Origin of the sequence: Streptomyces sp. NBC_01197 (assembly GCF_036010505.1) — a bacterium.
Lineage (GTDB): Bacteria > Actinomycetota > Actinomycetes > Streptomycetales > Streptomycetaceae > Streptomyces.
Genome location: NZ_CP108569.1, coordinates 3,717,988 through 3,744,330 on the forward strand (window position 1 = coordinate 3,717,988; position 26,343 = coordinate 3,744,330).

At 69.3% G+C, this 26,343-nt stretch carries 23 protein-coding genes and 1 tRNA gene; 12 read left to right on the forward strand and 12 right to left on the reverse strand.

Translation table 11 applies throughout. The features are described 5' to 3' along the window. Positions 1 to 100: 100 nt before the first annotated feature. Entirely contained in the window at positions 101 to 715 is a 615-nt protein-coding gene (locus tag OG452_RS16915) for an FMN-dependent NADH-azoreductase (RefSeq protein ID WP_327296434.1), read from the forward strand. 280 nt (positions 716 to 995) lie between these two features. Here OG452_RS16915 and tatA read toward each other — a convergent pair whose 3' ends face one another. Continuing rightward, positions 996 to 1,304 carry a Sec-independent protein translocase subunit TatA gene (gene tatA, locus OG452_RS16920; RefSeq protein ID WP_327296435.1) on the reverse strand — a complete coding sequence of 103 codons (309 nt, stop codon included), beginning with the start codon at positions 1,302 to 1,304 and terminating at the stop codon, positions 996 to 998. 145 nt (positions 1,305 to 1,449) lie between these two features. Here tatA and OG452_RS16925 point away from each other — a divergent pair, with 145 nt between their 5' ends. Next, a complete protein-coding gene (locus tag OG452_RS16925; protein ID WP_327296436.1) occupies positions 1,450 to 3,132 on the forward strand; it encodes an LCP family protein in 1,683 nt (560 codons plus the stop codon). A gap of 86 nt (positions 3,133 to 3,218) precedes the next feature. Here OG452_RS16925 and mgtA read toward each other — a convergent pair whose 3' ends face one another. Beyond that, the gene (gene mgtA, locus OG452_RS16930) at positions 3,219 to 5,966 is read right to left on the reverse strand and encodes a magnesium-translocating P-type ATPase (RefSeq protein ID WP_442810030.1); all 2,748 of its coding nucleotides are present in this window, start codon (positions 5,964 to 5,966) and stop codon (positions 3,219 to 3,221) included. Further along, positions 5,950 to 6,312, reverse strand: coding sequence for an ArsR/SmtB family transcription factor (locus OG452_RS16935; RefSeq protein ID WP_327299664.1), 363 nt, complete (start codon positions 6,310 to 6,312; stop codon positions 5,950 to 5,952). Before OG452_RS16935 ends, mgtA begins: the two co-directional genes overlap by 17 nt. Positions 6,313 to 6,456: 144 nt before the next feature. Between OG452_RS16935 and OG452_RS16940 the strand changes: the two genes are divergently transcribed. Both OG452_RS16940 and OG452_RS16945 read left to right on the forward strand, forming a co-directional pair. Then, entirely contained in the window at positions 6,457 to 7,068 is a 612-nt protein-coding gene (locus OG452_RS16940; RefSeq protein ID WP_327296437.1) for a TetR-like C-terminal domain-containing protein, read from the forward strand. Positions 7,069 to 7,078: 10 nt separating this feature from the next. After that, positions 7,079 to 9,418 carry a DHA2 family efflux MFS transporter permease subunit gene (locus OG452_RS16945; RefSeq protein ID WP_327296438.1) on the forward strand — a complete coding sequence of 780 codons (2,340 nt, stop codon included), beginning with the start codon at positions 7,079 to 7,081 and terminating at the stop codon, positions 9,416 to 9,418. Between the two features lie 152 nt (positions 9,419 to 9,570). On the opposite strand, the gene OG452_RS16950 is transcribed toward OG452_RS16945, so the two are convergent. Next, a tRNA-Leu gene (locus OG452_RS16950) sits at positions 9,571 to 9,656 on the reverse strand. 317 nt (positions 9,657 to 9,973) lie between these two features. Between OG452_RS16950 and OG452_RS16955 the strand changes: the two genes are divergently transcribed. The 6 genes from OG452_RS16955 to pknB all read left to right on the forward strand — a co-directional run bounded on the left by OG452_RS16955 (position 9,974) and on the right by pknB (position 18,021). Then, the gene (locus tag OG452_RS16955; RefSeq protein ID WP_327296439.1) at positions 9,974 to 10,798 is read left to right on the forward strand and encodes a DUF3662 and FHA domain-containing protein; all 825 of its coding nucleotides are present in this window, start codon (positions 9,974 to 9,976) and stop codon (positions 10,796 to 10,798) included. Between the two features lie 10 nt (positions 10,799 to 10,808). Further along, positions 10,809 to 11,327 carry an FHA domain-containing protein FhaB/FipA gene (locus tag OG452_RS16960; RefSeq protein ID WP_327296440.1) on the forward strand — a complete coding sequence of 173 codons (519 nt, stop codon included), beginning with the start codon at positions 10,809 to 10,811 and terminating at the stop codon, positions 11,325 to 11,327. 130 nt (positions 11,328 to 11,457) lie between these two features. After that, on the forward strand, positions 11,458 to 12,951 hold the full coding sequence (locus OG452_RS16965; RefSeq protein ID WP_327296441.1) for a PP2C family protein-serine/threonine phosphatase: 1,494 nt from the start codon (positions 11,458 to 11,460) through the stop codon (positions 12,949 to 12,951). 24 nt (positions 12,952 to 12,975) lie between these two features. Further along, complete coding sequence (locus OG452_RS16970; RefSeq protein WP_327296442.1) at positions 12,976 to 14,370, forward strand: FtsW/RodA/SpoVE family cell cycle protein; 1,395 nt, start codon at positions 12,976 to 12,978, stop codon at positions 14,368 to 14,370. Next, the gene (locus tag OG452_RS16975; RefSeq protein ID WP_327296443.1) at positions 14,367 to 15,830 is read left to right on the forward strand and encodes a peptidoglycan D,D-transpeptidase FtsI family protein; all 1,464 of its coding nucleotides are present in this window, start codon (positions 14,367 to 14,369) and stop codon (positions 15,828 to 15,830) included. The genes OG452_RS16970 and OG452_RS16975 overlap by 4 nt, the downstream gene beginning before the upstream one ends. A gap of 163 nt (positions 15,831 to 15,993) precedes the next feature. Further along, positions 15,994 to 18,021, forward strand: a complete 2,028-nt coding sequence (pknB, locus tag OG452_RS16980) for a Stk1 family PASTA domain-containing Ser/Thr kinase (protein ID WP_327296444.1) — start codon at positions 15,994 to 15,996, stop codon at positions 18,019 to 18,021. A gap of 214 nt (positions 18,022 to 18,235) precedes the next feature. On the opposite strand, the gene OG452_RS16985 is transcribed toward pknB, so the two are convergent. The 6 genes from OG452_RS16985 to OG452_RS17010 form a co-directional block, all read right to left on the reverse strand. Next, positions 18,236 to 18,967 carry a class E sortase gene (locus OG452_RS16985; RefSeq protein WP_327296445.1) on the reverse strand — a complete coding sequence of 244 codons (732 nt, stop codon included), beginning with the start codon at positions 18,965 to 18,967 and terminating at the stop codon, positions 18,236 to 18,238. Between the two features lie 29 nt (positions 18,968 to 18,996). Further along, complete coding sequence (locus OG452_RS16990; protein WP_327296446.1) at positions 18,997 to 20,274, reverse strand: class E sortase; 1,278 nt, start codon at positions 20,272 to 20,274, stop codon at positions 18,997 to 18,999. Beyond that, on the reverse strand, positions 20,271 to 20,909 hold the full coding sequence (locus OG452_RS16995) for an aminodeoxychorismate/anthranilate synthase component II (RefSeq protein WP_327296447.1): 639 nt from the start codon (positions 20,907 to 20,909) through the stop codon (positions 20,271 to 20,273). The genes OG452_RS16990 and OG452_RS16995 overlap by 4 nt, the downstream gene beginning before the upstream one ends. Further along, complete coding sequence (locus OG452_RS17000; RefSeq protein ID WP_327296448.1) at positions 20,906 to 21,082, reverse strand: hypothetical protein; 177 nt, start codon at positions 21,080 to 21,082, stop codon at positions 20,906 to 20,908. The genes OG452_RS16995 and OG452_RS17000 overlap by 4 nt, the downstream gene beginning before the upstream one ends. A 61-nt stretch (positions 21,083 to 21,143) precedes the next feature. Beyond that, entirely contained in the window at positions 21,144 to 21,866 is a 723-nt protein-coding gene (locus OG452_RS17005) for a class E sortase (RefSeq protein ID WP_327296449.1), read from the reverse strand. 20 nt (positions 21,867 to 21,886) lie between these two features. Next, positions 21,887 to 22,654: a DUF881 domain-containing protein gene (locus OG452_RS17010; RefSeq protein WP_327296450.1), complete on the reverse strand. Its 768-nt coding sequence runs from the start codon at positions 22,652 to 22,654 to the stop codon at positions 21,887 to 21,889. A 146-nt stretch (positions 22,655 to 22,800) separates the two neighbouring features. Between OG452_RS17010 and crgA the strand changes: the two genes are divergently transcribed. Further along, positions 22,801 to 23,058, forward strand: a complete 258-nt coding sequence (crgA, locus tag OG452_RS17015) for a cell division protein CrgA (RefSeq protein WP_327296451.1) — start codon at positions 22,801 to 22,803, stop codon at positions 23,056 to 23,058. Between the two features lie 429 nt (positions 23,059 to 23,487). Here the strand turns inward: crgA and OG452_RS17020 are convergent, their stop codons facing one another. Together OG452_RS17020 and OG452_RS17025 are read right to left on the reverse strand one after the other, a co-directional pair. Then, the gene (locus OG452_RS17020) at positions 23,488 to 24,381 is read right to left on the reverse strand and encodes a rhomboid family intramembrane serine protease (RefSeq protein ID WP_327296452.1); all 894 of its coding nucleotides are present in this window, start codon (positions 24,379 to 24,381) and stop codon (positions 23,488 to 23,490) included. 165 nt (positions 24,382 to 24,546) lie between these two features. Continuing rightward, entirely contained in the window at positions 24,547 to 25,098 is a 552-nt protein-coding gene (locus tag OG452_RS17025) for a peptidylprolyl isomerase (RefSeq protein ID WP_327296453.1), read from the reverse strand. Positions 25,099 to 25,383: 285 nt separating this feature from the next. On the opposite strand from OG452_RS17025, the gene OG452_RS17030 reads away from it, so the two are divergent. Continuing rightward, positions 25,384 to 26,094, forward strand: a complete 711-nt coding sequence (locus OG452_RS17030) for a DUF5324 family protein (RefSeq protein ID WP_327296454.1) — start codon at positions 25,384 to 25,386, stop codon at positions 26,092 to 26,094. Positions 26,095 to 26,343 lie beyond the last annotated feature (249 nt).

A 26,343-nucleotide genomic window follows, 5' to 3' on the forward strand; every position in this document is an offset into this window, starting at 1 on the left:
ACCCTGTGAGTAACTGCGAAAAAGTAAGTGACTATGCTTATTATAGGCACGCATGGTTTTCAGCCAACCCCAGTCACGCTTTCGCTCAATGGAGAACGACATGGCCACCCTTCTGCACATCGACTCCGCCGTCTTCCCGCAGGGCTCCGCGTCCCGTGACATCACCACCGTCTTCGTGAACGCCTGGCGTGAGCAGCACCCCGACGGAGTGGTCGTTTACCGCGATCTTGCCGCTAATCCGCTGCCGCACCTGGACGCCGCCGCAGCGGCCGCGGGCGCCGAGTCCCCGCTCCGCGCCGAACTCGCCAACGAGCTCGCCGAGGCGGACGCCGTGCTGATCGGCGCCCCGATGTACAACTTCTCCATCCCCTCGACCCTCAAGGCCTGGCTCGACCACACGATCATCTCCGGCCACAACAGTGGTGGAGCGGAGAGCCCGCTGGCCGGCACTCCGTTCACGGTCGTAGCCAGCCGCGGCGGCTCCTACGCTCCCGGAACCCCGCGGGAGGGCTTCGAGTTCGTCCAGAACTACCTGGAGAAGCTCCTGACGGCGATGTTCGGCGCCGAGGTCGACTTCATCGTCCCCGAGCTGACGCTGGCCGCCTCGCAGCCCGCCATGGCCGAGCTCGTCCCGCTCGCCGAGACCTCTCGCACCAAGGCGCTGGACGAGGCGGCGTCGAAGGCCAAGGCACTTGCCGCACGTCTCGCTGCCTGACGGACGGCACCACCGATCCGGCCGACACAGAGACCGGGCCCCCAACTGCAGTACGCACAGAAGCCGTACGCACCAGAACGGCGGACGCTCCCGGAGCGGCAGACACAGAAACCCCCGCGCAGCTCACATCGGCCGCGCGGGGGTTTCACGTGAAACACGAGGCCCGCCCCCCGAAGAGGCGGCGCCTTCGTGGTAGCCGCGCGGGCGCCGCGTCGGCCGGAGGCCCTGGGCAGCTCCAGGCGGCCTCAGGGGATCCTGGGCAAGCCGGGTCAGACCGGGATCAGACCGCCTTCGGCGCCGTCTGAACACCGGGAGCCGTCGGCTCCGACGCCAGAGTCACACCCGAAGGCTCCACCGACTCCACCGAATGCGCTGCACCCGCAGCCGTTTCGGGCTCGGAGGCCGGAGCGGCGTGAGCGGTCGGCGAGGCCGTCCCCTCGTCCTTCATCGCCTTCGCCTCGCTCTTGAGAATGCGCATCGACTTGCCCAGCGCGCGGGCGGTGTCGGGCAGCTTCTTCGAGCCGAACATCACCATGACCACGATCGCCACGATGAGCAGGTGCCAGGGCTCCAGACCGTTGCGGAGCATGTCCACCCCACCCTTTCTTCTCGTCGGCCGACGGCCCGTACCGCCGGAGGCATCTCCAGAAAAGCTTGCTACATTGCGCAACTGTACAACCAAGGGGTGGGGCCGTTCGTCCCCTCTGTACGGACGGACGAATGAAAGCGCGCAGATGAAAACGAGCGATCGGACCACACGCGGCAACGAGCGGATCCCCCGGCCCACGAGCCGAGGGACGAGGAACGGCGAGAAGAACGGCGCCAACGGCCACCCGAATCAAGGGACGACGGGCCACGGACCGCCTCTCCGGGGACAGCACGGCGCCCACGGCACGGACCGGGGAGCCAATCGCCGCAAGCGTCGGCCGCGCAGCCGCGCACGGCTGGTACTCGCCATAGCAGTGGCCGTTCTGGTGCTGGCCACCGCGGGCGCCGGATGGGTGTACCTCCGGCTGAACGGGAACATCAACTCCTTCAGCTCGGACGGAATCTCCGCCAACCGCCCCGCAGCCTCGGCCAAGGGCCAGAACGTGCTGGTCATCGGCTCGGACACGCGCACCGGCGGCAACAGCGCCCTGGGCGGCGGCGACAAGAGCGACGTAGGGCGCTCCGACACGGCGTTCGTCCTGCACGTCTACGCCGACCACAAACACGCGATCGCCGTCTCCATCCCCCGCGACACCCTCGTCACCATCCCGTCCTGCAAGCTGCCCGACGGCAGCTGGACCAAGCCGCAGCTCAACACGATGTTCAACGCGGCCTACTCCGTCGGCCAGACCACCAAGGGCAACCCCGCCTGCACTCAGAACACGGTGGAGAAGCTCACCGGTCTGCGCATAGACCACACCGTCGTCGTCGACTTCGAGGGCTTCTCGAAACTGACCGGCGTCGTCGGCGGCGTCCAGGTGTGCCTGCCGCAGGACATCTACCAGCAGGATCTCGACCCGAACCGCACCACCCGCGGCAAGCTCCTCTTCGCCAAGGGCGAGCAGAGCGTGTCCGGGCAGAAGGCGCTCGACTACGTACGGATCAGGCACGGAATCGGTGACGGCTCCGACATGGGGCGGATCAAACGCCAGCAGGCCTTCGTCTCCTCCTTGATCAAGAAGGTCAAGGAGGACGGCTTCACGCCCACCAAGCTGCTGCCGCTCGCCGACGCGGCCACCCACTCGCTGACCGTCGATCCGGGCCTCTCGTCCGCCGACAAGCTGCTCTCCTTCGTGATGTCGCTGAAGAGCATCGATCTGCACAACACCAAGTTCGTCACCATCCCCTGGCGGTACCAGGGTGCACGCGTCGCCATGGTCGAACCGGCCGCGAGCGCCCTCTGGTCCGATCTGCGGTCCGACCGGACGATCGACGGCAAGGACGCCAGCGGCAAGGACCACAAGAACGGCAAGAACCCGTCCCCCGCCCCCTCCTCGACACCGAGCCCCGAAGGCCCCGTCTCCGGCGCCGGAATCACTGTGAGCGTCCAGAACGGCACCACCGTCACCGGCCTCGCCGCCCGCGCCGCCCAGACCCTCACGGACCGGGGCTTCACCGTCAACGGGACGGCGACGGCCGGCACCCAGGACCACACATCCACCGTCATCACCTACGGGCCGGGCCAGCAGGGCAAAGCGGAGACCGTGGCGAGGCTCTTCGTGGGAGCGACGGTCCAGCAGGCGAGCGCCGCCGCAGGTACGCCGAACGCCGGGATCACCGTGACGCTGGGCCAGGTCTACGCCGACAACCCCTCGGCCACACCGAGCAGCGCCCCCTCAGCGCCCTCGTCCTCGTCACTGCCCTCGTCCGTGGCATCCGGCGCCCGCTCCGCGGCCGACGGGCCGTGCAGCAACGTGTCCTACGGATGAAACGCCCGAAGCGTACGGAATGGTCCTACGGATGCAACGTACCCAGCGGATGACGAGACGGTACGAGCGGACAGGGCCGTGAACCCTCAACTCACGTACGCGCGGCTGCTGTCGCAGCGGCGGCTGTCGTACCGGCGTCTGACCGCCCCGAGGCCCACCGCGTACAGGCCGAGCACCACCAGGAGCAGCGGATAGGAGAGCGCGGGCAGCGCCGCCATGCCCAGCAGCGGCCCCAGCGGCGAGAGCGGGAGCAGCAGTCCGACAGTGGCGAGAGCGGCCGCCGCCCAGCGGACCGGACTGGTTCCGCCGCGCTCTGCGGCCCGGCGCCCCGTACGCAGCAGGAGCATCACCAGCGACTGCGTCAGCAGGTTCTCCACGAACCAGCCGGAGTGGAACACTGTCTCGCTGTCCGGGCCGCCAGGGCCGTGCACGGCGAGCGCCAGCACCCCGAACGTCGCGAGGTCGGCGACCGCGTTGAGCACGCCGAACCCGGTGATGAAGCGGAGGAAGTCGCGCGACCGCAGAGTGGCGGGCCGGCGCAGCACCCCGGGGGCGGGCCGGTCGTAGGCGAACGCGAGCTGCGCCGCGTCGAAGCAGAGGTTCTGCACCAGCACCTGCGCCGGAAGCATCGGCAGGAACGGCAGCAGCAGACCGGCGGCGAGCATCGCGATGACGTTGCCGAGGTTGGACGAGAGCGTGACGCGCAGATACGTAGCGATGTTGCCGCTGCTGTGGCGTCCGGCCATCAGCGCGTGTTCGACGGCCGAGAGGTCCTTCGCGTGCTCGGCGAGCACCACGTCCGCGCCCTCCCGCGCCACGTCGACCGCGTCGCGCGGGCAGATCCCGACATCCGCCGCGTACAGGGCGGGCAGATCGTTGACCCCGTCGCCGAGGAATCCGCAGACGCGGCCGTCCGCCCGGAGCGCGCGGACGATCCGCGCCTTGTGCTCGGGGGTGCAGCGGGCGAAGACGACCGTGTCACGTACCGCCGAGGCCAGTTGGCCGTCCGTGAGGGCGTCCACGTCCCGGGCGGTGAGCACGGTCCCCGGTTCGAGCCCCAGTTCCTGGCAGGTACGGGCAGCGGTACCGGGGTGGTCGCCCGTCACGACCTTCACCGTCACACCCATCCCGGCGAGCGCGGGCAGCGCGTCAGCGGCGCTGGGAACCAGCGCGTCGCGAAGGGTCACAAAGCCGCGGAAGCTGAGACCGCGCTCGTCGGCAACGGTGTACGCCCGCTTGCGCGCCGGGCGCTCGGCGGTCGCGACGGCCAGCAGCCGGGCCCCGTTACGTACGTGATCCGTGGCCGCCGCGAGCAGCCGCTCCCGCTCCGCTCCGTCGAGCGCGCACCGCTCCAGTACGTTCTCGACTGCGCCCTTCACCACGAGGGTGTCGACGCCCAGCCGGCCGGGACGGCGTACGACGGCGGTCGCCATGCGCCGCACCGGGTCGAAGGGCAGCGCGGCGATCCCCTCGTACGGCAGGAACTTCTCGCCGCCGGAACCGCCCGACCCGCCTGAACCTCCGGAGCCCCCGGAGCCGTCCGAGCCGGCGGACGCGGCGAGCAGCGCCTCGTCGAGCGGGTCGGGGGCGGGCAGGTCGGCCAGCTGGAGGGTCCACCAGGCGTTGACCGCGGCCCAGTGCAGCACGTCGTGGTCGTCCGCGCCGTCCGCGTCCAGCGCCCGGTCGACAACGGGCAGGTCCTGGGTGAGCGTTCCCGTCTTGTCCAGGCACAGCACATCCACCGCGCCCAGATCGTGCAGCGCAGGCAGCCGTTTGACGATCACCCCGTGCCGGCGGGCGAGGAGGGAGGCGCCGCGCGCCAGACAGCTCGTGACGATCACCGGAAGCATCTCGGGGGTGAGCCCGACCGCCACCGCGACAGCGAACGGCAGCGTCTCAAGACCCCGCCCGCGCAGCGCCGCGTTCGCCATCAGCACCAGCGGCGGAGTGAGCAGCATGAACCGGATGAGGATCCACGAAATACCGTGCACCGACCGGTCGAAGGCGCTCGGCCCGCGCGGCCCGGCCGCCCCGTGCCCGGCGGCGAACCTCGTCAGCGCCCCCGTCGCCACCACGACGGCGCTGCCGCTGCCCGATGCGACGCTGCTGCCCTGGAAGCAGAGATGCGCGCGGTCGAACCCGGTCTCGCCGGACGCCGGTCCGGACACCCGCAGGGGGACATCGGCGGCCGACTTGGCGACCGCGGCCGACTCCCCGGTGAGCACCGACTGGTTCACACTCAGACCGACGGCCCGCAGCAGCCGCACATCGGCGGGTACCAGGTCGCCGGGGCCCAGCCGGACCACGTCGCCGGGCACCAGCTGGTCGACCGGCACCTCACGGGCCACCGGGACCGCGTCGTCCGCGGACCGCCGCAGCACCGTCGCCGTACTGGCCACCAACTCCCGCAGCGCGCCCATCGAACGGTCCGCGCGGTGCTCCCCCGCGGCGCGCAGCGCACAGCTCACCACCACGAGCGCGCTGATCACACAGGCGGTCCCCCACGCCGCGACCAGCGACGACACCACACCGAGGCAGAGCAGCACGGCGGTGAAGGGGTCCCGGACGCTGCGCAGGAACCGTACGAGCCGCGGAACGGGCCGCCGGGCGGGCAGGGTGTTCTCGCCGAACTGCCGCAGCCGTGCCTCGGCCACCGCGTCCGTCAGCCCGCGCGGTCCGCTGTCCAGGGCGCGCAGCACCTGGAGCGAGGTCAGCGCGCCCAGATCCGGTACGGTGCCGTCGGCCGCCGGAACACCGTCCGCCACCCGCACGGCCCGGACGGAGACCCCGCAACCGGGCTCCGGGGCCGCGGCGGCGTCAGGTGCCTGTCCCACGGAGGAGACCCACTCCGGGAGCCCCGCCACCGGCCCGGTCGGCAAGCTGGCCGACCACGAGCCGTACGACGGTTACGACGTCGGGGTCGTCGACGAAGTACACCTGCCGCCGCCCCTCCCGCCGGGAACGCACCAGACCGGCCAGTTTCAGTTTCGTCAGATGCTGGCTCACCGCGGGGAGCGCGCCGCCCACCCGCTCGGCCAGGCCGCTGACGTCGCTCTCGCCCTGTGCCAGCGCCCACACGATGTGCAGCCGGGCCGAGGAGGCGAGCAGACCGAACGCGGCGGCCGCTTCCGCGAGTACCTCGGCGGAAGGATCCGGGAACCTCTCGACGCCTGCCGCCACTTCGCCTTCCCCCACCGCTGGACCACCTTCCGGACCGCACCAGTCTAGGTCGCCGGGAAGCGGAGCATTTGCGTCCGGGAGCCCGGACCACTTAGCTTATCGGTACGAAACTGTTTCGTTTTACTGGAGCTTTACGGAGTGGGTATGCCGCAGCCCGAATCCCGGAGAACACGGCTGTCGCCCGAGCGGGAAGCGGAGATCTTCACTGTCACCCTCGACCTGGTCCGTGAGGTCGGCTACGAAGCCGCCCGCCTCGACACCGTGGCGCAGCGCTCCCAGTGCAGCAAGGCCACGCTGTACCGGCGCTGGCAGGGCAAGCCCCGGCTGGTGTCGGAGGCACTGCGGCACGGCAAGCCGTTCACCCTGGCCGGGCTGGACACCGGCTCCCTGCGGGGGGATCTGTACGAGATGACCTCCCGCATCGGAAAGGCCAGAAAGGACCACGCCCTGATGCGCGGCATCGCCCTGGCCGTCCGGCAGGACAGCGCGCTGGCGGACGCGATGCACGAGACGCTGGTGCGGCCCGACCTGGAGGCCGCCCGCGGGATCGTGGACCGCGCCATCGCCCGCGGAGAGATCGATCCGGCCAATCCCGCCCTCGCATTCTTCCCCCACCTCATCCAGGGCGCGGGCTTCGCCCGGCTGGTCTTCGAACAGCGCGAGCCCGACGCCGACTACCTGCGCCGCTACGTCGACGCCGTCGCCCTCCCCGTGCTGCTCCGGGAGATCGACGGCAGCGCCACAGATACCACCTGAGAGGTACATGATGAGTTCCGCCCCCGCCGACGTGGCCGTCGGCCCCATATCCCCACCCGCCGCGCCACCGGCCCCATCGGCGTCGCCGCCCCCGGCACACCGCTGGTGGGCCCTCGTGGTCATCGGCCTCGCGCAGCTGATGGTGGTGCTGGACGCCACCATCGTGAACATCGCGCTGCCATCCGCCCAGCAGGACCTGGGATTCTCCAACGACGACCGGCAATGGGTCGTCACCGCCTACTCGCTGGCCTTCGGCAGTCTGCTGCTGCTCGGCGGACGGCTGGCCGATCTCTTCGGCCGCAAGACCACCCTGCTGATCGGACTGATCGGTTTCGCCGCCTCCTCCGCACTGGCCGGAGCCGCGGACGGCTTCACCATGCTGGTGGTGGGGCGTGCGCTCCAGGGCGCGTTCGGTGCGATGCTCGCGCCGTCGGCGCTCTCCCTGCTGACGACGACCTTCACTGACCCGAAGGAACGCGGCCGCGCATTCGGGGTGTTCGGGGCGATCGCCGGTTCCGGCGGCGCGGTGGGACTGCTGCTCGGCGGGGTGCTCACCGAGCACCTGAACTGGCGCTGGACGCTGTACGTCAACCTCGCCATCGCCGTACTCGCGGTGGCCGGGGCACTGCTGTTCATCCGGCGGCCGGCACCCGCCCAGCGCCCCAAGCTGGACCTGCTGGGCACCCTGCTGGTCTCCGGTGGGCTCTTCTGCATCGTCTACGGCTTCTCCAACGCGGAGACGTACGCCTGGAGCGACCGGATGTGCTGGGGCTTCCTGGCGGGCGGTGTCGTCCTGCTGCTGGCCTTCATCGGCTGGCAGACCAGGGCCGTACACCCGTTGCTGCCGCTGCGGGTCTTCGCCGACCGGAACCGCAGCGCGTCGTACCTGATGGTGTTCTGCACCGGCGCCGGAATGTTCGGGATCTTCCTCTTCCTGACCTACTACCTCCAGCAGATCCTGCATTACTCACCGGTGAAGACGGGCCTCGCCTTCCTGCCGATGATCCTGATGCTGATGCTGCTGGCTCAGCTGTCCCTCAACCTGCTCATGCCGAAGATCGGGCCCAAGATCATGGTGCCGGTCGGCACCCTGTTCGCAGCGGGCGGCCTGGCCTGGCTGACCAGGATCGACCTGTCCAGCAGCTACAGCTCGGACATCCTGCCGCCTCTGCTCCTCATCGGCGCAGGTATCGGCATGGTGATGCCCCCGGCCATGTCGCTGGCGACGCTCGGTATCGCACCCGCGGACCAGGGGGTCGCGTCCGCGACCGTCAACACCATGCAGCAGGTGGGCGGTTCCATCGGCACCGCGCTGTTCTCCACCATGGCGACCACCGCCGCCGGCGACTACGTGAAGGACCACGGCACCTCCAAGCCGGCCCTCGCCGAAGCCGCCGTGCACAGCTACGCCACCGTCTACTGGTGGGCCGCCGGCCTGTTCGCGATCGCCTTCCTGATCGCGCTCTTCCTCTACCGCAAGGGCCGGCCGCTGGCGGCCGCACCGGCAGCCACTCCGGCAGTCGCCAAGTCCCCCGAGGCCGCCGTGACCCCGCAGGACCGGCCGACCGCTGAAATCCCGGCCGCCGAGGCGCCCGCGGGCCCGCAGGCGAGTGTGCGGGGACGGGTGCTGGGTGAGCGCGGCGCTCCGGTGGCGTCGGCGGTGACGCTGATCGACCAGGCCGGCCGCCAGGTCGCGCGGGCCGTACCCGGGCCTGACGGCTCGTACGCGCTGTCCGCCCCGTACGGCAGGTACGTCCTGGTCGCATCGGCGCCCGACTGCCGCCCCAGGATCAGCGAACTCGTCCTGGGCGCGGAACCCGTCGACCACAACGTCCAGCTCGCGGGGACCGGCGGACTCTTCGGCACCGTCAGCGGGGCGGCCGGGCCCATCGAAGGCGCGCTGCTCGTCGTGACGGACGTGGAAGGCAGTGTGGTGGACTCCACGGTGTCGGCCGCGGACGGCAGCTACCGGCTGCCCGCGCTGCCGCCGGCCGCGTACACCCTCACCGCCGGAGCGGAGGGCCACCAGCCCTACGCCGCCCTGGTCACGGTGACCGGCTCCGCGCCCACCCGCCACGACGCGGCCCTCACGGCCGCGGCGACGGTGCGGGGCACGGTGCTCGGGCCGCAGGGAGCGCCGGTGAACGACGCCCTGGTCACGCTGCTCGACGCGGCGGGCAACGTCGTCGGACGGCACACCACGGGCCCGGACGGCGTCTACACGTTCACGGGTCTCACCGGCCTCGACTACACCGTGATCGCCGCGGGGTATCCGCCCGCCGCGTCCCAGGTCGTCGTCTCCTCGGGCCCCCAGGACGGCTTCGACATGCTGCTGGGGCACTCGGACTGAACCGGATCCGGGGCGGCGGCACGGTCTCAGCACCGCCGCCCCGGCCACCGGCCCCGAGACATACGGCACAAGACAGCGGAACGGCCCGCATCACGATCATGATGCGGGCCGTTCCGTTGGTGATACTGAACACCTTCACCGGTGTCCGATGATGGTGCGCGAGGGGGGATTTGAACCCCCACGTCCCTAAGGACACTGGCACCTGAAGCCAGCGCGTCTGCCGTTCCGCCACTCGCGCAAGTGGTGTATCCGAGGCTCTCTCACTGGTTTGTGCGAGCGCCTGGCGACATCCGGAAGATTAGCACGCTGGACAGGGTGGATTCACATCCGTTCCCCTGGGGGAACGACCGCCCCCCGCCCGTGGAACGAGGCAGCGCTCCCCCCACTCCTCCTCAGTGCGCGCCGAGTGCGGGACACTGTTCGGGAGGCACCTCTACGATCCGTGTGAGAGGTGACACTTATCCACAGGGGAGACAAGGGGAACCAGCCGTTTTCCCCGTGCGTGGATACGATCAGTAAGCAGTACCAGGACGACAACGTCGGAGGAGGTGCCTCATGGGAGTCATGAAGAAGTTCGAGCAGCGTCTCGAAGGTCTGGTCAACGGCACCTTCGCGAAGGTGTTCAAGTCCGAGGTCCAGCCCGTCGAGATCGCCGGCGCGCTCCAGCGCGAATGCGACAACAACGCCACGATCTGGAACCGCGAGCGGACGGTCGTCCCCAACGACTTCATCGTCGAACTGAGCACACCGGACTACGAGCGCCTCAGTCCGTACTCGGGGCAGCTCGGCGACGAACTCTCCGGGCTGGTCCGGGACTACGCCAAGCAGCAGCGGTACGCCTTCATGGGCCCGGTCAAGGTCCACCTGGAGAAGGCCGACGACCTGGACACCGGCCTCTACCGCGTCCGCAGCCGCACCCTCGCGTCGAGCACCAGCCAGCAGGGCGCCGACCGCGGGCCCGCACCGGCCCCCCAGCGGGACGCCGGCGGTTACGGCTACCCGCCGGCCTCGGCCCCGCCCATGCCCGCCGCGCCTCCGCCCGGAGTCCACCGCCCAGCAGCCGGCCGCGCGCCCTCTCCCGGGCCCATGCCGAGCACCCAGACGCGGCGCTGGATCGAGGTCAACGGCACCCGCCATCAGATCTCGCGCGCCACCCTGGTCCTCGGCCGCAGCACCGAAGCCGACGTGCGTATCGACGACCCCGGCGTATCCCGCCGGCACTGTGAGATCCGCGCCGGTTCCCCCTCGACGATCCAGGATCTCGGTTCCACCAACGGCATCGTGGTAGACGGACAGCACACCACCCGCGCTACGCTCCGCGACGGCTCGCGGATCGTCGTGGGCAATTCCACCATCGTTTACCGGCAAGCCGAAGGGTGAAGCGGGGGCAATGTCAGAGCTGACCCTGACGGTCATGCGGCTAGGTTTCCTAGCTGTTCTGTGGCTGTTCGTGATCGTGGCCGTCCAGGTCATCCGCAGCGATCTGTTCGGAACGCGCGTCACGCAGCGCGGCTCACGCCGCAACGCGGACTCCCGTCCTCCGCAGACCGCACGGCAGGCCGCCGCGCCGCCGCAACAGCGTCAGCAGCCGGCCACCGGCCGCCAGCGCCGGGGCGCACCCACCAAACTCGTCGTATCCGAGGGCTCCCTCACGGGCACCACGGTCGCCCTCCAGGGGCAGACCGTCACCCTCGGCCGGGCACATGATTCAACGATCGTGCTGGATGACGACTACGCGTCGAGCAGGCATGCCAGGATCTACCCCGACCGTGACGGCCAGTGGATCGTCGAGGATCTCGGGTCCACCAACGGCACGTATCTCGACCGGACCCGCCTGACCACCCCGACGCCGATCCCGCTGGGCGCACCGATCCGCATCGGCAAGACCGTCATCGAGCTGCGGAAGTAGTCACGACAATGAGCGAGCGGAGCGAGCGAGCCGCAGCGGTTCCGGCAACGGGCCGGGGCGCGCTCCCGACCGGAGGGTGGGCAGTGTGGCTCGAGACCGGTTGTACCCGGAGCCGACAGGCGAGGTGCGCATGAGTCTGTCCCTGCGCTTCGCCGCCGGATCGCACAAGGGCATGATCCGCGAGGGGAACGAGGACTCCGGCTACGCCGGCCCCCGGCTCCTCGCCATCGCCGACGGAATGGGCGGCCAGGCCGCTGGCGAGGTCGCCAGCTCCGAGGTCATCTCCACGCTCGTCACCCTCGACGACGACGTCCCCGGTTCCGACATCCTGACCTCGCTCGGCATGGCCGTACAGCGTGCCAACGACCAGCTCCGCATGATGGTCGAGGAGGACCCCCAGCTCGAAGGCATGGGCACCACGCTCACCGCGCTCCTCTGGACCGGTCAGCGCCTCGGCCTCGTGCATGTCGGCGACTCCCGCGCCTATCTGCTGCGGGACGGTGTCCTGACGCAGATCACCCAGGACCACACCTGGGTGCAGCGACTCGTCGACGAGGGGCGCATCACCGAGGAGGAGGCCACCACCCACCCGCAGCGCTCCCTGCTGATGCGCGCGCTGGGCAGTGGTGAACACGTCGAGCCCGACCTCTCCATCCGGGAGGTGCGAGCCGGCGACCGTTACATGATCTGTTCCGACGGGCTCTCCGGCGTCGTCTCCCACCAGACGATGGAAGAGACGCTCGCCAGCTACCAGGGCCCCCAGGAGACGATCCAGGAGCTGATCCAGCTCGCCCTGCGCGGCGGCGGCCCCGACAACATCACCTGCATCGTGGCCGACGTCCTCGACGTCGACTCCAACGACTCCCTGGCCGCGCAGCTCAACGACACCCCGGTCGTCGTCGGCGCGGTCGCCGAGAACCAGGCGGCCCAGCACGACGGCGGGGCCATGCAGACCCCGGCGGGCCGGGCGTCCGGCCTCGGCCGCCAGGTGCCGCCGCCCGCGCCGGGCGGCTTCGGCCCGCCCGGAAGCGGCGACGGATACGGCGCGGCCCCCGACGGCGCGTTCGGCGCGTACAGCGACGAGGACTTCGTCAAATCGTCCGGCCGCCGCAGGTGGATCAAGCCGGCTCTGTTCGTCGCGCTCGCCCTCGCCGTCATCGCCGGCGGCCTCTACGGCGGCTACCGCTGGACCCAGACCCAGTACTACGTCGGGTCCAACAAAGAGAACGTCGCGCTCTACCAGGGCATCAGCCAGAACCTCGCCTGGGTCAAGCTCTCGAAGATCGAGACCGATCATCCCGAGATCGAACTCAAGTACCTCCCGCCGTACCAGCGCAAGCAGGTCGACGCGACGATCACCGAAGGCAGCCTCAGCGAGGCGAAGCTCAAGATCGGCGAACTCGCCGAGCAGGCCAACGTCTGCAAGAAGGACGCCGAGCGCCGCAAGATCGAGGACGAGAAGAAGCCGAAGACGGACACCGGCAAGACGACCGGCCCCGCAAGCACCCTCTCTTCCTCCAAGAGCGGAACAACCGCGAAACCCAAGCCCAGCGCCACACCCACGCCCGGCCCCAGCCTCTCGGAGGATGAGCAGAAGCTGGTCCCGCTGTGCGGTAAGCAGTAGAGCCGTAGGGGGCCTTTCACCACCATGAGCGTTGTCACCAACACGACCACCATCGGCGCGATCGAAGCACCGAGCCGTCGCAACACCGAGCTGTTGATGCTGGTATTCGCCGTCGCCATCTCGGTGTTCGCGTACGCCAATGTGGGCCTCGCGATCAACGGTTCGCTGCCGTCGGGCATCCTCGGCTACGGAACGGGCCTCGCGCTGCTCGCGGCCGTCGGCCACATCGTGGTGCGCAAGTTCGCGCCGTACGCCGATCCGCTGCTGCTGCCGCTCGCCACCCTGCTGAACGGCATCGGGCTGGCCATCATCTGGCGGCTCGACCAGTCGCCACTGCTCCAGCAAGCCAGACACTTCGCACCGGCCGCTCCCAACCAGCTGATGTACTCGGCGGTCGGTGTCGGCCTGTTCGTCGGCGTCCTCCTGCTGCTCAAGGACCACCGGATCCTCCAGCGATACACGTACATCTCCATGGTGGTGGCCATGGTGCTGCTGATCATGCCGATGTTCTTCCCCGCCGTTTACGGCGCGAGGATCTGGGTCAACATCGCCGGTTTCACCATCCAGCCCGGTGAGTTCGCCAAGATCGCCATTGCGGTCTTCTTCTCCGGCTACCTCATGGTGAAGCGCGACGCCCTTGCCCTGGCCAGCCGCCGCTTCATGGGGCTGTACCTGCCGCGCGGCCGTGACCTCGGGCCGATCCTCGTCATCTGGGCGATGTCGATCCTCATCCTGGTCTTCGAGACGGACCTCGGGACCTCGCTGCTGTTCTTCGGCCTCTTCGTCGTCATGCTGTACGTCGCGACGGAGCGCACCAGCTGGATCGTGTTCGGCCTTGTGATGTCCGCGGTCGGCGCCGTGGGCGTCGCCTCCTTCGAACCGCACGTCCAGCAGCGCGTCAACGCCTGGCTCGCCCCGTTCTCCAAGGCCACCATGGCGCAGAGTGACCAGGTCGCGAAGTCCCTGATGTCCTTCGGCTCCGGCGGAACCATGGGCACCGGGCTGGGCCAGGGACACTCGGACCTCATCGGCTTCGCCGCCAACTCCGACTTCATCCTCGCCACCGTCGGCGAAGAACTCGGCCTCGCCGGCACCATGGCCATTCTGGTGATCTACGGACTGATCGTGGAGCGCGGCGTACGCACCGCGCTCGCCGCCCGCGACCCCTTCGGGAAGCTCCTCGCCATCGGGCTCTCCGGGGCCTTCGCCATCCAGGTCTTCGTCGTGGCCGGCGGTGTCATGGGTCTCATCCCGCTGACCGGTATGACCATGCCGTTCATGGCGCAGGGCGGCTCGTCCGTAATCGCCAACTGGGCCCTGATCGGCATCCTGATCCGGATCAGCGACACCGCACGACGCCCGGCCCCGACCCCCGCCCCGTCAACCGACGCCGAGATGACCCAGGTGGTCCGACCGTGAACAAGCCCCTGCGCCGAATCGCGATCTTCTGCGGTCTGCTCGTCGTCGCCCTGCTGCTGCGCGACAACTGGCTCCAGTACGTCCAGGCCGACAGCCTCAACTCCCGCGTGGAGAACCGCCGCGTCGAGATCGAGCGCTACGCCCACCAGCGCGGCGACATCATCGTGGACGGGAAGGCCGTCACCGGCTCGACCGTGACCAAGGGCAGCATGTACAAGTACAAGCGCACCTGGAAGGACGGCCCCATGTGGGCGCCCGTCACCGGATACGCCTCACAGGCGTTCGGTGCGACGCAGCTGGAGAGCCTGAACGACTCCATCCTGACCGGCAACGACGACCGGCTCTTCTTCGACCGCACGCTCTCCATGTTCACGGGTGAGAAGAAGCAGGGCGGCAACGTCGTCACCACGCTGAACGCCGACGCCCAGAAGGCCGCCTACAAGGGGCTCGGCGACAAGAAGGGCGCCGTGGCGGCCCTCGACCCGAAGACCGGGGCGATCCTCGCCATGGCCTCGACGCCCTCGTACGACCCGTCGACGTTCGCCGGGAACTCCACCGCGACCGACTCGAAGAACTACACCAAGCTCAAGGCCGACAAGAACGAGCCGCTGCTCAACCGGGCGCTGCGCCAGACCTACCCGCCGGGCTCCGCGTTCAAGGTGGTCACCGCTTCGGCCGCCCTGGAGAACGGCCTGTACGACAGCGTCGACACCCCGACCAGGTCCCCGCTGCCCTGGCGGCTGCCGCTCTCGAGCAAGGACCTGCCGAACGAGGGCAACCTGCCCTGCAAGAACGCCACTCTGGTGGACGCCCTGCGGGTCTCCTGCAACACGGTCTTCGGCAAGATCGGCGCGGACCTCGGTGACGACAAGATGCGCGCCGAGGCGGAGAAGTTCGGCTTCAACAGCGAGCAGTTCACGCCCACCCGCTCCAACGCCAGTGTTTTCTCCAAGGGCATGGACAAGGCCCAGACCGCACTCTCCTCGATCGGCCAGTTCAACACCGCCGCCACCCCGCTCCAGATGGCCATGGTGGCCTCGGCTGTCGCCAACGACGGCACGCTGATGAAGCCGTACATGGTCGACCGCCTCACCGCGCCGAACCTGGACACCGTCGCGAAGACCAACCCGGAGAAGCAGAGCGAGCCCCTGACCAAGGAGCACGCGCAGATGGTCCAGAAGATGATGGAGGCGGTCGTCGAGAAGGGCACCGGCGGCAAGGGCGCCATCCCCGGCGTCACCGTCGGCGGCAAGACCGGTACGGCGCAGAACGGCGTCAACAACAGCGGCAACCCGTACGCCTGGTTCATCTCGTATGCCAAGACCGATCAGGGTTCGCCGGTCGCCGTCGCCGTAGTCGTCGAGGACTCCAACGCCTCCCGCCAGGACATCTCCGGTGGCGGTCTCGCCGCCCCGATCGCCAAGGACGTCATGGCCGCCGTCATCAACAGCAAGAAGTGACGACCATGGCGGGAAGCGCACGATACCTGCGCGATACCGGTCCGATATCAGCTGGCGATCGCGAGCTGATCATCCGCCCGTGGCCGGTAGCGTATCCGCGAACAGCACACCGCCGGACCACCCCAGGGTGCGGTCGGGACATACGGAGAGGGCTGGATTAGCTATGGAAGAGCCGCGTCGCCTCGGCGGCCGGTACGAGCTGGGCTCGGTGCTCGGCCGTGGTGGCATGGCCGAGGTCTACCTCGCGCATGACACCCGGCTCGGCCGCACCGTCGCCGTGAAGACGCTGCGGGCGGATCTCGCCCGCGACCCGTCCTTCCAGGCCCGGTTCCGCCGTGAGGCCCAGTCGGCCGCCTCGCTCAACCACCCCGCGATCGTCGCTGTCTACGACACCGGCGAGGACTACGTGGACAACATCTCCATCCCGTACATCGTGATGGAGTACGTCGACGGGTCCACGCTCAGGGAGCTCCTGCACTCCGGCCGCAAGCTGCTGCCCGAGCGCACCCTGGAGATGACCATCGGCATCCTCCAGGCGCTGGAGTACTCGCACCGCAACGGCATCGTCCACCGTGACATCAAACCGGCCAACGTCATGCTGACGCGCACCGGCCAGGTCAAGGTCATGGACTTCGGTATTGCCCGCGCCATGGGCGACTCCGGGATGACGATGACACAGACGTCCGCGGTGATCGGCACTGCCCAGTACCTCTCCCCCGAGCAGGCCAAGGGGGAGCAGGTCGACGCCCGCTCCGACCTGTACTCGACCGGCTGTCTGCTCTACGAGCTGCTGACGGTCCGGCCTCCGTTCATCGGGGACTCCCCGGTCGCGGTGGCCTATCAGCACGTACGCGAAGAGCCGCAGTCGCCCAGCAACTTCGACGCCGAGATCACGCCCGAGATGGACGCCATCGTCCTCAAGGCCCTGGTCAAGGACCCCGACTACCGCTACCAGTCGGCCGACGAGATGCGCGCCGACATCGAGGCGTGCCTCGACGGCCAGCCGGTCGCCGCGACCGCGGCGATGGGTGCGGCCGGGTACGGCGGTTACGACACCGAGCAGCCCACCACCGCCATACGCCAGCACGACCAGGCCGACGGCCAGACGTCCATGCTGCCCCCGGTCAACCCGGACGACGGTGGCTACGGCTACGACGACCGCCCCGACCGCAGGCGGGGCCGCCCCCAGAAGAAGTCCAACACGTCGACGATCCTGCTCATCGTGGCGGGCGTCCTGGTGCTGGTCGGCGCGATCCTCATCGGGAAGTCGATGTTCAGCGCCCACGGCGGCGACTCCGGCAAGGTCACCGTGCCGCAGCTCGTCGGCCAGTCCCTGGACAGTGCGAAGCAAGCGGTCGCCAACTCGAAGCTGAAGCTGACCGTGGCGCAGCGGAAGCCCTGCGACAACGCGGCGAAGGGCGACGTCTGCAGCCAGGACCCGAAGTTCGGCAGCGCCGCGCTCCAGCAGGGCGAGACCATCTCGGTCGTCGTGTCCACCGGCGCCCCCAAGGTCGAGGTGCCCAACGTCAACGGTGAGACCGAGGACAGCGCCACCCAGATCCTTGAGGGCAAGGGCTTCAAGGTGAATCCGCAGCAGGTCGAGTCCGACGCGGAACAGGGCAAGGTCTTCGATCAGTCCCCGAAGGGCAACACCACGGCCCAGAAGGGCTCCGAGATCACGATCAAGATCGCGAAGTCGACCAAGGTCGATGTGCCTCCCGTCACAGGCCGCACCTTCGAGGACGCGTCCAAGCAACTGACCGACGCGGGCTTCCAGGTGTCCCGGGCCGCCGACCAGGAGTCGGACCAGCCGGTCGGCACGGTCATCAGCCAGTCCCCGTCCGGCGGCCAGGCCGCCAAGGGTTCGACGGTCACACTTACGGTCGCCAAGGCCAAGACGTCGCCGACACCGACGGCAGTCCCCGAGATCAGGGGTAAGAAGCTGTCCGAGGCCAAGCAGATCCTCAACGGGGCGGGCTTCACCAACGTCCAGGTCGCGGGCGGCGGCAGCAGCGACGACAACGCGATCGTCACCGGCTCCGACCCCGCGGTGGGAACCCAGGAGGCCGACCCGGGGAGCACCGCCATCACGCTCACGACGATCGGTGGTGGCGGCGGGAACGGGAACGGGAACGGCGGCAACAAGCACGGCGGGGGTGGCAACGGCGGCATCTTCGACGGCTGGGGCTAGCCCGTCGGCCACCGGACACCGCGGCACCACGCACGGGCGAAGCCCCGGCCCCCGGCAGGGCTCCTGAGGAGTCCAGCCGCTGGGGGCCGGGGCTTCGCCCGTGGTTCATGTTTGTACGAGACCAAGTAAGAGATCAAGCAAGAGACCAAGGGCGAGACCGCTTACGGGGCCGGTCGCCAGCCCAGTCACGAGCCGCGGTCCGGTCAGCCGGATGTCAGCGCAGCTCCGCCGGCGGGGTGCGCTTCGCGTCCACCTTCACCGTGCGCTCCAGCTCGCCCCACACGATGTACCGGTACCGCGACGTGTAGACGGGAGTGCAGGTCGTCAGCGTGATGTAGCGGCCCGGCTTCTTCTTGCCCGACTCCTTGGGCACCGGCTGGAGCACGTCGACGTTGTACTTCGACGTCTGCCGGAGCTCCTTGAACACCTTGTACACGTACCAGGTGTCCTTGGTCTCGAAGACGACCGGATCACCGGTCTTCACCTTGTCGATGTTGTGGAACTTCGCGCCGTGCCCGTCACGGTGCGCGGCCAGCGCGAAGTTGCCCGTCTTGTCGGACGGGAGCCCCGCCTTGACCGGCTTCACGTAGTAGCCGGCGACACCCTCGTTCAGGACGCTGGTGCTGGTGCCCCGCCTGACCAGGACCTCGCCGTTCTTCATCGACGGCACATGGAGAAAGCCGATGCCGTCCTTGGTGTCGAGGGCGCCGGGGCCGGTACTGCCGTGCGACCAGTTGTCGCGGATCTCGTGGCTCTGTTTCGCCGCGTGCTGGTCGGCCACGACGTTCGTCCACCACAGCGAGTAGACGACGAAGAGTCCGAGCACCAGCCCCGCTGTGATGAGCAGTTCACCGAAGACACTGACCGCGGTCGCGATCGGGCCCCGGCTGCCGCGGCGGACGCGGGGCGTGGTTGTCTTCTCGTCCTGCTCGGTCGTCGATGCCACCGCACCTGTCCCCTGTAGTCCGTAACCGTTCAGCCTGCGGTCAGGGCTTCGGGCATCCCCTTGCTCCGTGGCCGTTCATCAACCATCTTGCCCCACACGACCATTCGGTACGTACTGGTGAACTCCGGGGTGCACGTCGTCAGCGTGATGTACCGGCCCGGCCGGGTGAAGCCGGACCCCACCGGCACCGGCTGGATCACCGACACGTTCGCCGGGGACGTCTGAGCCAGGCGGCTCGTCACCTCGTAGGTGTAGTAGTCGTCCCGTGTCTCGACGACGACCTTGTCGCCGTCCTTGAGCTTGTTGATGTAGCGGAACGGCTCACCGTGGGTGTTGCGGTGCCCCGCCAGCGCGAAGTTTCCCGTCTTCGCCGACGGCATCGCCGTCCTGAGCTTGCCCTCGCTGTAGTGGCCGACCATCCCGCGGTCGAGCACCTTGGTCTTGCTGACGCCCTCCGCGATCGGCACGACCACGTCCAGCTTGGGGATGTGGATGATCGCGAACCCCTGCCCGGGCTCGAAAGCGCCGGGCGCGCCCTTCTTGTCGCCGCCCTTCGCCCAGTTGTCCTGGAGGCTGTGGGCCGTACCGCTGGCCTCCTGATGGGCGCGTACGTTCGTCCACCAGAGCTGGTACGTGACGAACAGCAGCATCAGCACACCCAGGCTGATGAAGATCTCACCGATCGCCCGGCTGGCGATGACGGCGGGGCTGTCCTTGAGGGCGCGTGCCGCGAGGCGCGCCTCCATCCGGGTACGGGGGATGGCCGGGATGACGGGTTCGGCGGGCGCGGCGCTCTTGCGGCCCCGCCCCTTGGCGGCCTTGCGGCGCTCGGCACGGCCGCCGGTCGGCACGGGGGGCAGGTCCGCACCCGCGGGTGCGGACGACGCGGGTGCGGCTCCTGCGACCCGGAGGCCCACGGTCTCGTCGTCCCGTACGGCGGGAAAAACGGCAGTGCTCCCGTCCGGGCCCGGGAACGGCTCCGGGGTCGCGGGCGCGGCTGCGGACCGGTGGACCGGGGTCGCGGGGGTGGGCGGGGCTATCGGCTCGTACACCGCCTCCCGCCCGTACCAGTCCTGCGGCGGATCCTGCGCGGCCGGCCGCTGCGCCGTCTCCTCCGCCCGGAACCAGGGCGAACCGGGCCCGCCGGTCGGCAGCGGATCCGTCAGGGGGTCGTACTCCCGGCCGGGGCGACCGGGGCCGGCCGCCCCGGCAGGCTCTCCGGCAGGCGGCCGCGCGGGCCCGGCCCCTCCCGGTGGTTCCGGCGCCGCCGCCCCCGAGCCGTCCTGTTCGGGGCGCAGTGCCGTCACGCCGCGGCCTTGCCCACCACCGGCGCGAGCCCAGCCGACCGTCCGACCGCGCCTTCGTCGCCGCACTGGACCAGCCAGTTGGCGAGCATCAGATGACCGTGCTCGGTGAGCACCGACTCGGGGTGGAACTGCACGCCCTCGACCGGAAGTTCCCGGTGGCGCAGGCCCATGATGATGCCGTCGGCGGTCCACGCGGTGACGGCGAGCTCGGGCGGCACCGTCCGGGGCTCGGCGGCCAGTGAGTGGTAGCGGGTCGCGGTGAAGGGCGAAGGCAGCCCGGCGAAGACACCGGCCCCCTCGTGCGTCACCGGCGACGTCTTGCCGTGCAGCAGTTCGGGCGCCCGGTCCACCACACCGCCGTACGCCACAGCCATCGACTGCATGCCCAGGCAGACCCCGAAGACGGGCACCCCGGTGTCGGCGCAGTGCCGCACCATGTCCACGCAGATACCGGCGTGTTCGGGCGTCCCGGGGCCGGGGGAGAGCAGCACACCGTCGAAGCCGTCCTGCGCGTGCGCGAGGGTGACCTCGTCGTTCCGCACGACTTCGCACTCGGCGCCGAGCTGGTACAGGTACTGGACCAGGTTGAACACAAAGCTGTCGTAGTTGTCGACAACGAGGATGCGAGCGCTCAACGCACGGCCCCCATCCCCTGGTCGACCGTCACGTCGTTGAACGGAAGCAGCGGCTCCGCCCACGGGAAGACGTACTGGAAGAGCAGGTAGACGAGAACGAGCACGAGCGCGAGCGAGATGACCGCCCGGAGCCATACGTTGCCCGGCAGATGCCGCCAGATCCAGCCGTACATGCTGTCCCTTCCGTTCGTGGTACGGGCACCAGAGTAGAGGGCCGGGGCAGGCGCCGGTGGGTCACCCGCGCAAAGCGGTCGGCTTGCCCTTCGTCACGGGCTGCGTGGAGTCGAGGTGCCCCCAGGCGATGAGCCGGTGGCTGCTGCCCCATTCCGGGTCGCACGTGGTGAGCGTCAGATAGCGGCCGGCCCCCTGGAAACCCGACTTCACCGGTACCGGAGCGATGACCCCGGTGTCGGACGGCACGGTCAGATACGGCTTCTTGTCGATGCGGTACGTGAACCAGGTCGTCCCGTCGGTCAGCACCACCGCGTCGCCGGGCCGGAGCTTGGGGAAGTCCTTGAACGGGTCGCCGTACGTACGCCGGTGTCCCGCGACCGCGAAGTTTCCCGTAGCGCCGAGGCGTGCGGTCCCCGCGTAGTGGCCGAGGCCCCGCTGGAGCGTCCCGACGGCCGTGTTCTGCAGCACGGGCCTGCTCCAGTCCCGGCCGAGACGGGGGATGTACATCACCGCGAAGGGCTTGCCCGCGCGGTACGCGACGGGGGTGGGGGCGGTGGCCGGCTTCGCTTTCGACGGGGCTGTGGTGCCGGAGCCGGCTGCGGGGTGGGGGGTTGCGGCCGCGCTGCGGGCCCACTGGTGGTGGAGGTCGTCGATCTGGTGGTCCGCGGCGTTGTCCGCTTTCACACCCGTCCAGAACAGCAGGTATGCGACGAACAGCACGATCAACGCCCCCACGGTGATGCAGAGTTCGCTGAAGCTCCTGACGATCAGTCGCACCGTCACAGCCGTCCGCCTCCCTGGAACTACCCCACAGGTTCTGCGTAATGGAGATCCACTGTGCCCGAGTAGCCGGGAAGAGTCACCGCCTGGTAGTCGTCGACTTTCCAGCCGAGTCCGTACGCCTTCACGTACTGCAGGTAGTTCTGGATCGCCGGGGAGGCCGTGAGCGCCTTTTTCAGCTTGTCCGGGTTGCCGACGGCCGTCACCTTGTACGGGGGCGAGTAGACGCGGCCCTGGAGGAGCAGGGTGTTGCCGACGCAGCGCACCGCGCTGGTGGTGATCAGCCGCTGGTCCATGACCTTGATGCCCTTGGCGCCGCCCTGCCACAGGGCGTTCACCACCGCCTGGAGGTCCTGCTGGTGGATGACCAGGTCGTTGGGCTGCGGTTCGGGGTAGCCGGGGTTGGCGGTGGCGTCCGGCGGGGCGTCGTCGAGCGTGACCGAGACGGCGGAGCCGCTGAGCTTCTGCGTACCGGCGGACCTCTCCAGGGCCTTGAGACCGGCGTCCTCCTTCTTCGTGGCGCCTCCGTCACGCTGGGCGAGCGCGTCGACATCGCGGCGGACGGCGGCAGTGGAGTCGCCGAGCTCCTTGTTCTTGCCGTTGCGCTCCTGGATGAGGTCCGAGAGTTTCAGCATCGACGCATCGGTGCGGATATCGGTGCCCTTGGCGGTATTGAAGCTGGTCACGAAAATGAGCCCGGCGAGCGCGAAGACGGCTGCGGTGAGGACCCGGACCGGCCTCCAGTCGCGGTGGCGGGCGGCCGCTGTGGGAGAGTCGTCAGAATTGCTCAACGTACCCTTATCTCCTTCCACACCCCGGAAGCACTACGCTAACGGACGCCCGGGGGAGGCAATGCGCCCCGTCGCATCCCGCTCCCGGCACTTCCTACACAGTTCCCCCTGCGCGGTCACGCAGCGCATCGACAGGAGAGCCCCTCGTGCCGAAGTCACGTATCCGCAAGAAGCCCGATTTCACGCCGCCGCCCGCGACGAAGCAGGCGACTGCCATAAGGCTGACCAATCGCAGCTGGGTGGCCCCGGTGATGCTGGCGTTCTTCTTGATCGGACTCGCCTGGATCGTTGTCTTTTACGTAACCGACGGCGATATGCCCATCAAGCCGTTCGGGAACTGGAACATCGTGGTCGGCTTCGGCTTCATCGCGGGCGGTTTCGGCGTCTCGACCCAGTGGAAGTAGCCGTCCCGGCTCCCACATCCCCTGGTGCCCGTCAAGCCCTCCCCAGAGTTATCCACAGCGCTATCCACAGCCGGGGAAAACTCAGAAGATCTGTGGATAACTTTCGGGCGTTGACGCCGGTGTGACTACTCGGCGCCATACCACAACAGTGGCCGGCCCCTTGCCCTTCCTGGGGAAACCCAGGTCAGCGGCAAGGGGCGCTGCTGTTCCCCACAGGACGCACAAGATCCGCCACCCGCTGTGGACAACTGGGCCCGGTACAGGTCTACTGCAGGTCTGCAGTTAGCCCACAGCAGGTCTGCAACAGGCCCGCTGTGGCTCCGGGCAGCCTCCGGGGGCAGCTCTGAGGAGTCGGCGCCTGTTCAACGGTCGGCCCGCTCAGACCGGGGCCCGCTCCCGGGGCAACCCGCTCAGGTCAGGACCGCCCGCTCACGTCAGCATCGCGGTTCTGGCCAGCACCATGCCGATGGTCGCCGCCAGGACCAGCGCACAGGTTCCGAACTGCAGCAGCGTCCGCCGCTCACGCGGGGCGTGCACCATCCCGATCGCGATGACGATCCCGGCGACGAAGCCACCGAGATGCGCCTGCCAGGCGATTCCGCCGGTGAAGGTGAAGATCACGTTGACCACGAGCAGGCCGAAGAGCGGCCGCATGTCGTAGTTCATGCGCTTCATCAGGACACCGGTCGCACCCAGCAGCCCGAAGATGGCGCCCGACGCGCCGAGCGACGCCTCGGTCGGCGAGGCGATGAGATAGGTGAGGGCGCTGCCGGCCAGCCCGGAGAGCAGATACAGCGCGATGTAGCGGGCCCGGCCGAGCGCCGCCTCCAGCGGCCCGCCGATCCACCAGAGGCTGAGCATGTTGAACCCGATGTGCGCGTAGCCGGCGTGCATGAACATCGCGGTGAACAGCCGGTACCACTGCCCCTGGGCGACGCCCACCAGCGGCCCGAACGGTGTGGTCTGCGCCTGGCCCACCAGCTCGAAACTGGAGTCGAAGCTGTTGTTGTTCGCCACCTGCATGATGAACACCAGGACGTTGATCCCGATGAGGATCTTGGTGAGCAGGCGCGGGTCGGCGGTGAGCGTTCCGCCCACCACGGTGCGCGGCCGGCTCGCCGCGGCCGGGGTGCTGCCCGTGCCCGACCCGCGCACGCACTCCGGGCACTGGAAGCCGACTGAGGCGCTGATCATGCACTGCGGGCAGATCGGCCGCTCGCAGCGGACACAGCTGATGCCCGTCTCCACGCCGGGGTGGCGGTAGCAGTGGGGCAGACCGCCCGCCCCGGACTGCCGCTCCGGGCCTCCTGGCAACTCTTCCATCGGGTTCCCTCGTCTCGTACGGGTCGCGTACGCACTGCACCCGCCCCGCTCGTCATACGGACGAACGGGGCGGGTGGTTCCCGTACCGGATGAGGCAACGGGCTCTCTGCTCCCACCGCTCCCGCGCCCGCGGGCTCGGGCGGCCTCCACCGGCCGCCGCGCGGTTCAGCTCTTCCGGGTCGCGACGCCGTCGCGGGTCTCGACGACCACCGTCTCGATGACGACGTCCTGGACCGGCCGTTCGGTGCGCGGGTTGGTCGGGGTGGTGATGATCTCGTCGATGACCTTCTGGCTCGCCGCGTCGGTGACCTCGCCGAAGATGCTGTGCTTGCGCGTCAGCCAGGTCGTCGGCTGCACCGTGATGAAGAACTGCGAGCCGTTGGTGCCCGGTCCCGCGTTGGCCATGGCGAGCAGGTACGGCTTGTCGAAGGACAGGTCCGGGTGGAACTCGTCACCGAACTCGTAGCCGGGGCCACCCGTGCCGTTGCCCAGCGGGTCGCCGCCCTGAATCATGAAGCCACTGATCACGCGGTGGAAGACGGTGCCGTCGTAGAGCCGGTCCGTGGACTTCTTGCCGGTGGCCGGGTGGGTCCACTCCCGCTCTCCCTGAGCGAGCTCGACAAAGTTCCTGACCGTCTTCGGCGCGTGGTTCGGCAGCAGCCGAATCTCGATGTCGCCGTGGTTGGTCTTCAGGGTGGCGTAAAGCTGCTCGGCCACGGTGTGCCTTCCGTAAGTCTTCTCTGACGTTCACCGATCCTCGCACGGACGCGGAGCGCCGAGCCGCCACGCAGGGGAAAAGCACTCGGGTGACAGCCGAACCGGCGCGCACCGGCCCGAACCGTGGCATTGTCGGCCACAGAACTCCCCCTTGCACCACAATGACGGTTTACGTCTTTCCTGACCCGGATGCCTGATCTCACGTGCCGTGAAGGCGCAGGACAGGCATGATTTCGAAATGGGTGGAAAGGCGAATGACAGAACGCCACCGATGAGGAGGAACCCGTGACCCGCATGGACAGCGTGCGCGCCGCGACCGGTACGGCGAAGGAGAACGTGCTGCACGCCGCGGAAGTGGTGGCGCCCTACGCCGGAACGGCCAAGGAACAGGCCACGCATTACGCCAACGAAGCTCGTGTACGGCTGGCCCCGAAGGTCTCGCTGGCAGCACAGCAGGCCCGCACTCAGTACGACGCGCGGCTCGCACCCCACGTCGACCAGGCCCTCACTCATGTACCGCCGAAGGTCGACGCGGCGGCGCAGCGTGCAGCCAAGGCGGCCCGGCAGGCGCAGTGCCAGCTCGCACCGAGGGTGGAGCAGGCCGTGGCGGCGGCCCAGCCCGTCCGCGAGGAGGCAGCGGCCCGCAGTGCGGCCGCCAGCGCGGCCGCCTTCGCGGCGCTGCGCGGGCAGGTCTCCGCGAAGCAGATCCAGAAGCTGGTCAGAAGGCAGCAGCGGTGCGCGAAGGCGGGGCGGCTGGCCAAGGGCGTCATCGTGCTCGGCGTCGTCGCCGGAGGTGCGTTCGCCGCCTGGAAGTGGTGGGACAAGCAGGCGAATCCCGACTGGCTGGTCGAGCCGCCCGCGCCCACCGAGGTCGCTGACCGGCGGCCGCCGCTCAGCGCGGTCGACGGCAGCTCCGAGGCACTGGACCCCGAGGTCAAGGCCAAGCAGGCCAAGGCCGAGGAGGAAGACCAGGAGCGGGACGACCCTCGGGACTGAGCCGGCGGGCGGCGCCATCATCGGGCCGACAGACGCGAGCGTGCGGGGCGTCAGGAGACTCATCTCTCCTGGCGCCCCGCACGCGTGCGAGGACAGGACCGGGGGTCCGTGGAACGGCAGGACCGTACCTGTACGTCGTCACCGTTTCACGTGAAACACACCCATCGACACCGGACCGGCCCCGAACCAGCCGAAGTGCGCGGGGAGCGTCCCGGGGCACCGGGACGGCCGGGCGGCTCCGTGTCCGTG

What these genes read in the sequence shown, in the direction of transcription:
- OG452_RS16970 (WP_327296442.1), top strand. Translation starts at nt 12,976, where the DNA reads ATGAGCGTTGTCACCAACACGACCACCATCGGCGCGATCGAAGCACCG.
- OG452_RS16925 (WP_327296436.1), top strand. Translation starts at nt 1,450, where the DNA reads ATGAAAACGAGCGATCGGACCACACGCGGCAACGAGCGGATCCCCCGG.
- OG452_RS16940 (WP_327296437.1), top strand. Translation starts at nt 6,457, where the DNA reads ATGCCGCAGCCCGAATCCCGGAGAACACGGCTGTCGCCCGAGCGGGAA.
- tatA (WP_327296435.1), bottom strand. Translation starts at nt 1,304, where the DNA reads ATGCTCCGCAACGGTCTGGAGCCCTGGCACCTGCTCATCGTGGCGATC.
- OG452_RS16955 (WP_327296439.1), top strand. Translation starts at nt 9,974, where the DNA reads ATGGGAGTCATGAAGAAGTTCGAGCAGCGTCTCGAAGGTCTGGTCAAC.
- OG452_RS16945 (WP_327296438.1), top strand. Translation starts at nt 7,079, where the DNA reads ATGAGTTCCGCCCCCGCCGACGTGGCCGTCGGCCCCATATCCCCACCC.
- pknB (WP_327296444.1), top strand. Translation starts at nt 15,994, where the DNA reads ATGGAAGAGCCGCGTCGCCTCGGCGGCCGGTACGAGCTGGGCTCGGTG.
- OG452_RS16965 (WP_327296441.1), top strand. Translation starts at nt 11,458, where the DNA reads ATGAGTCTGTCCCTGCGCTTCGCCGCCGGATCGCACAAGGGCATGATC.
- OG452_RS17020 (WP_327296452.1), bottom strand. Translation starts at nt 24,381, where the DNA reads ATGGAAGAGTTGCCAGGAGGCCCGGAGCGGCAGTCCGGGGCGGGCGGT.
- OG452_RS17000 (WP_327296448.1), bottom strand. Translation starts at nt 21,082, where the DNA reads ATGTACGGCTGGATCTGGCGGCATCTGCCGGGCAACGTATGGCTCCGG.
- OG452_RS16915 (WP_327296434.1), top strand. Translation starts at nt 101, where the DNA reads ATGGCCACCCTTCTGCACATCGACTCCGCCGTCTTCCCGCAGGGCTCC.
- OG452_RS16960 (WP_327296440.1), top strand. Translation starts at nt 10,809, where the DNA reads ATGTCAGAGCTGACCCTGACGGTCATGCGGCTAGGTTTCCTAGCTGTT.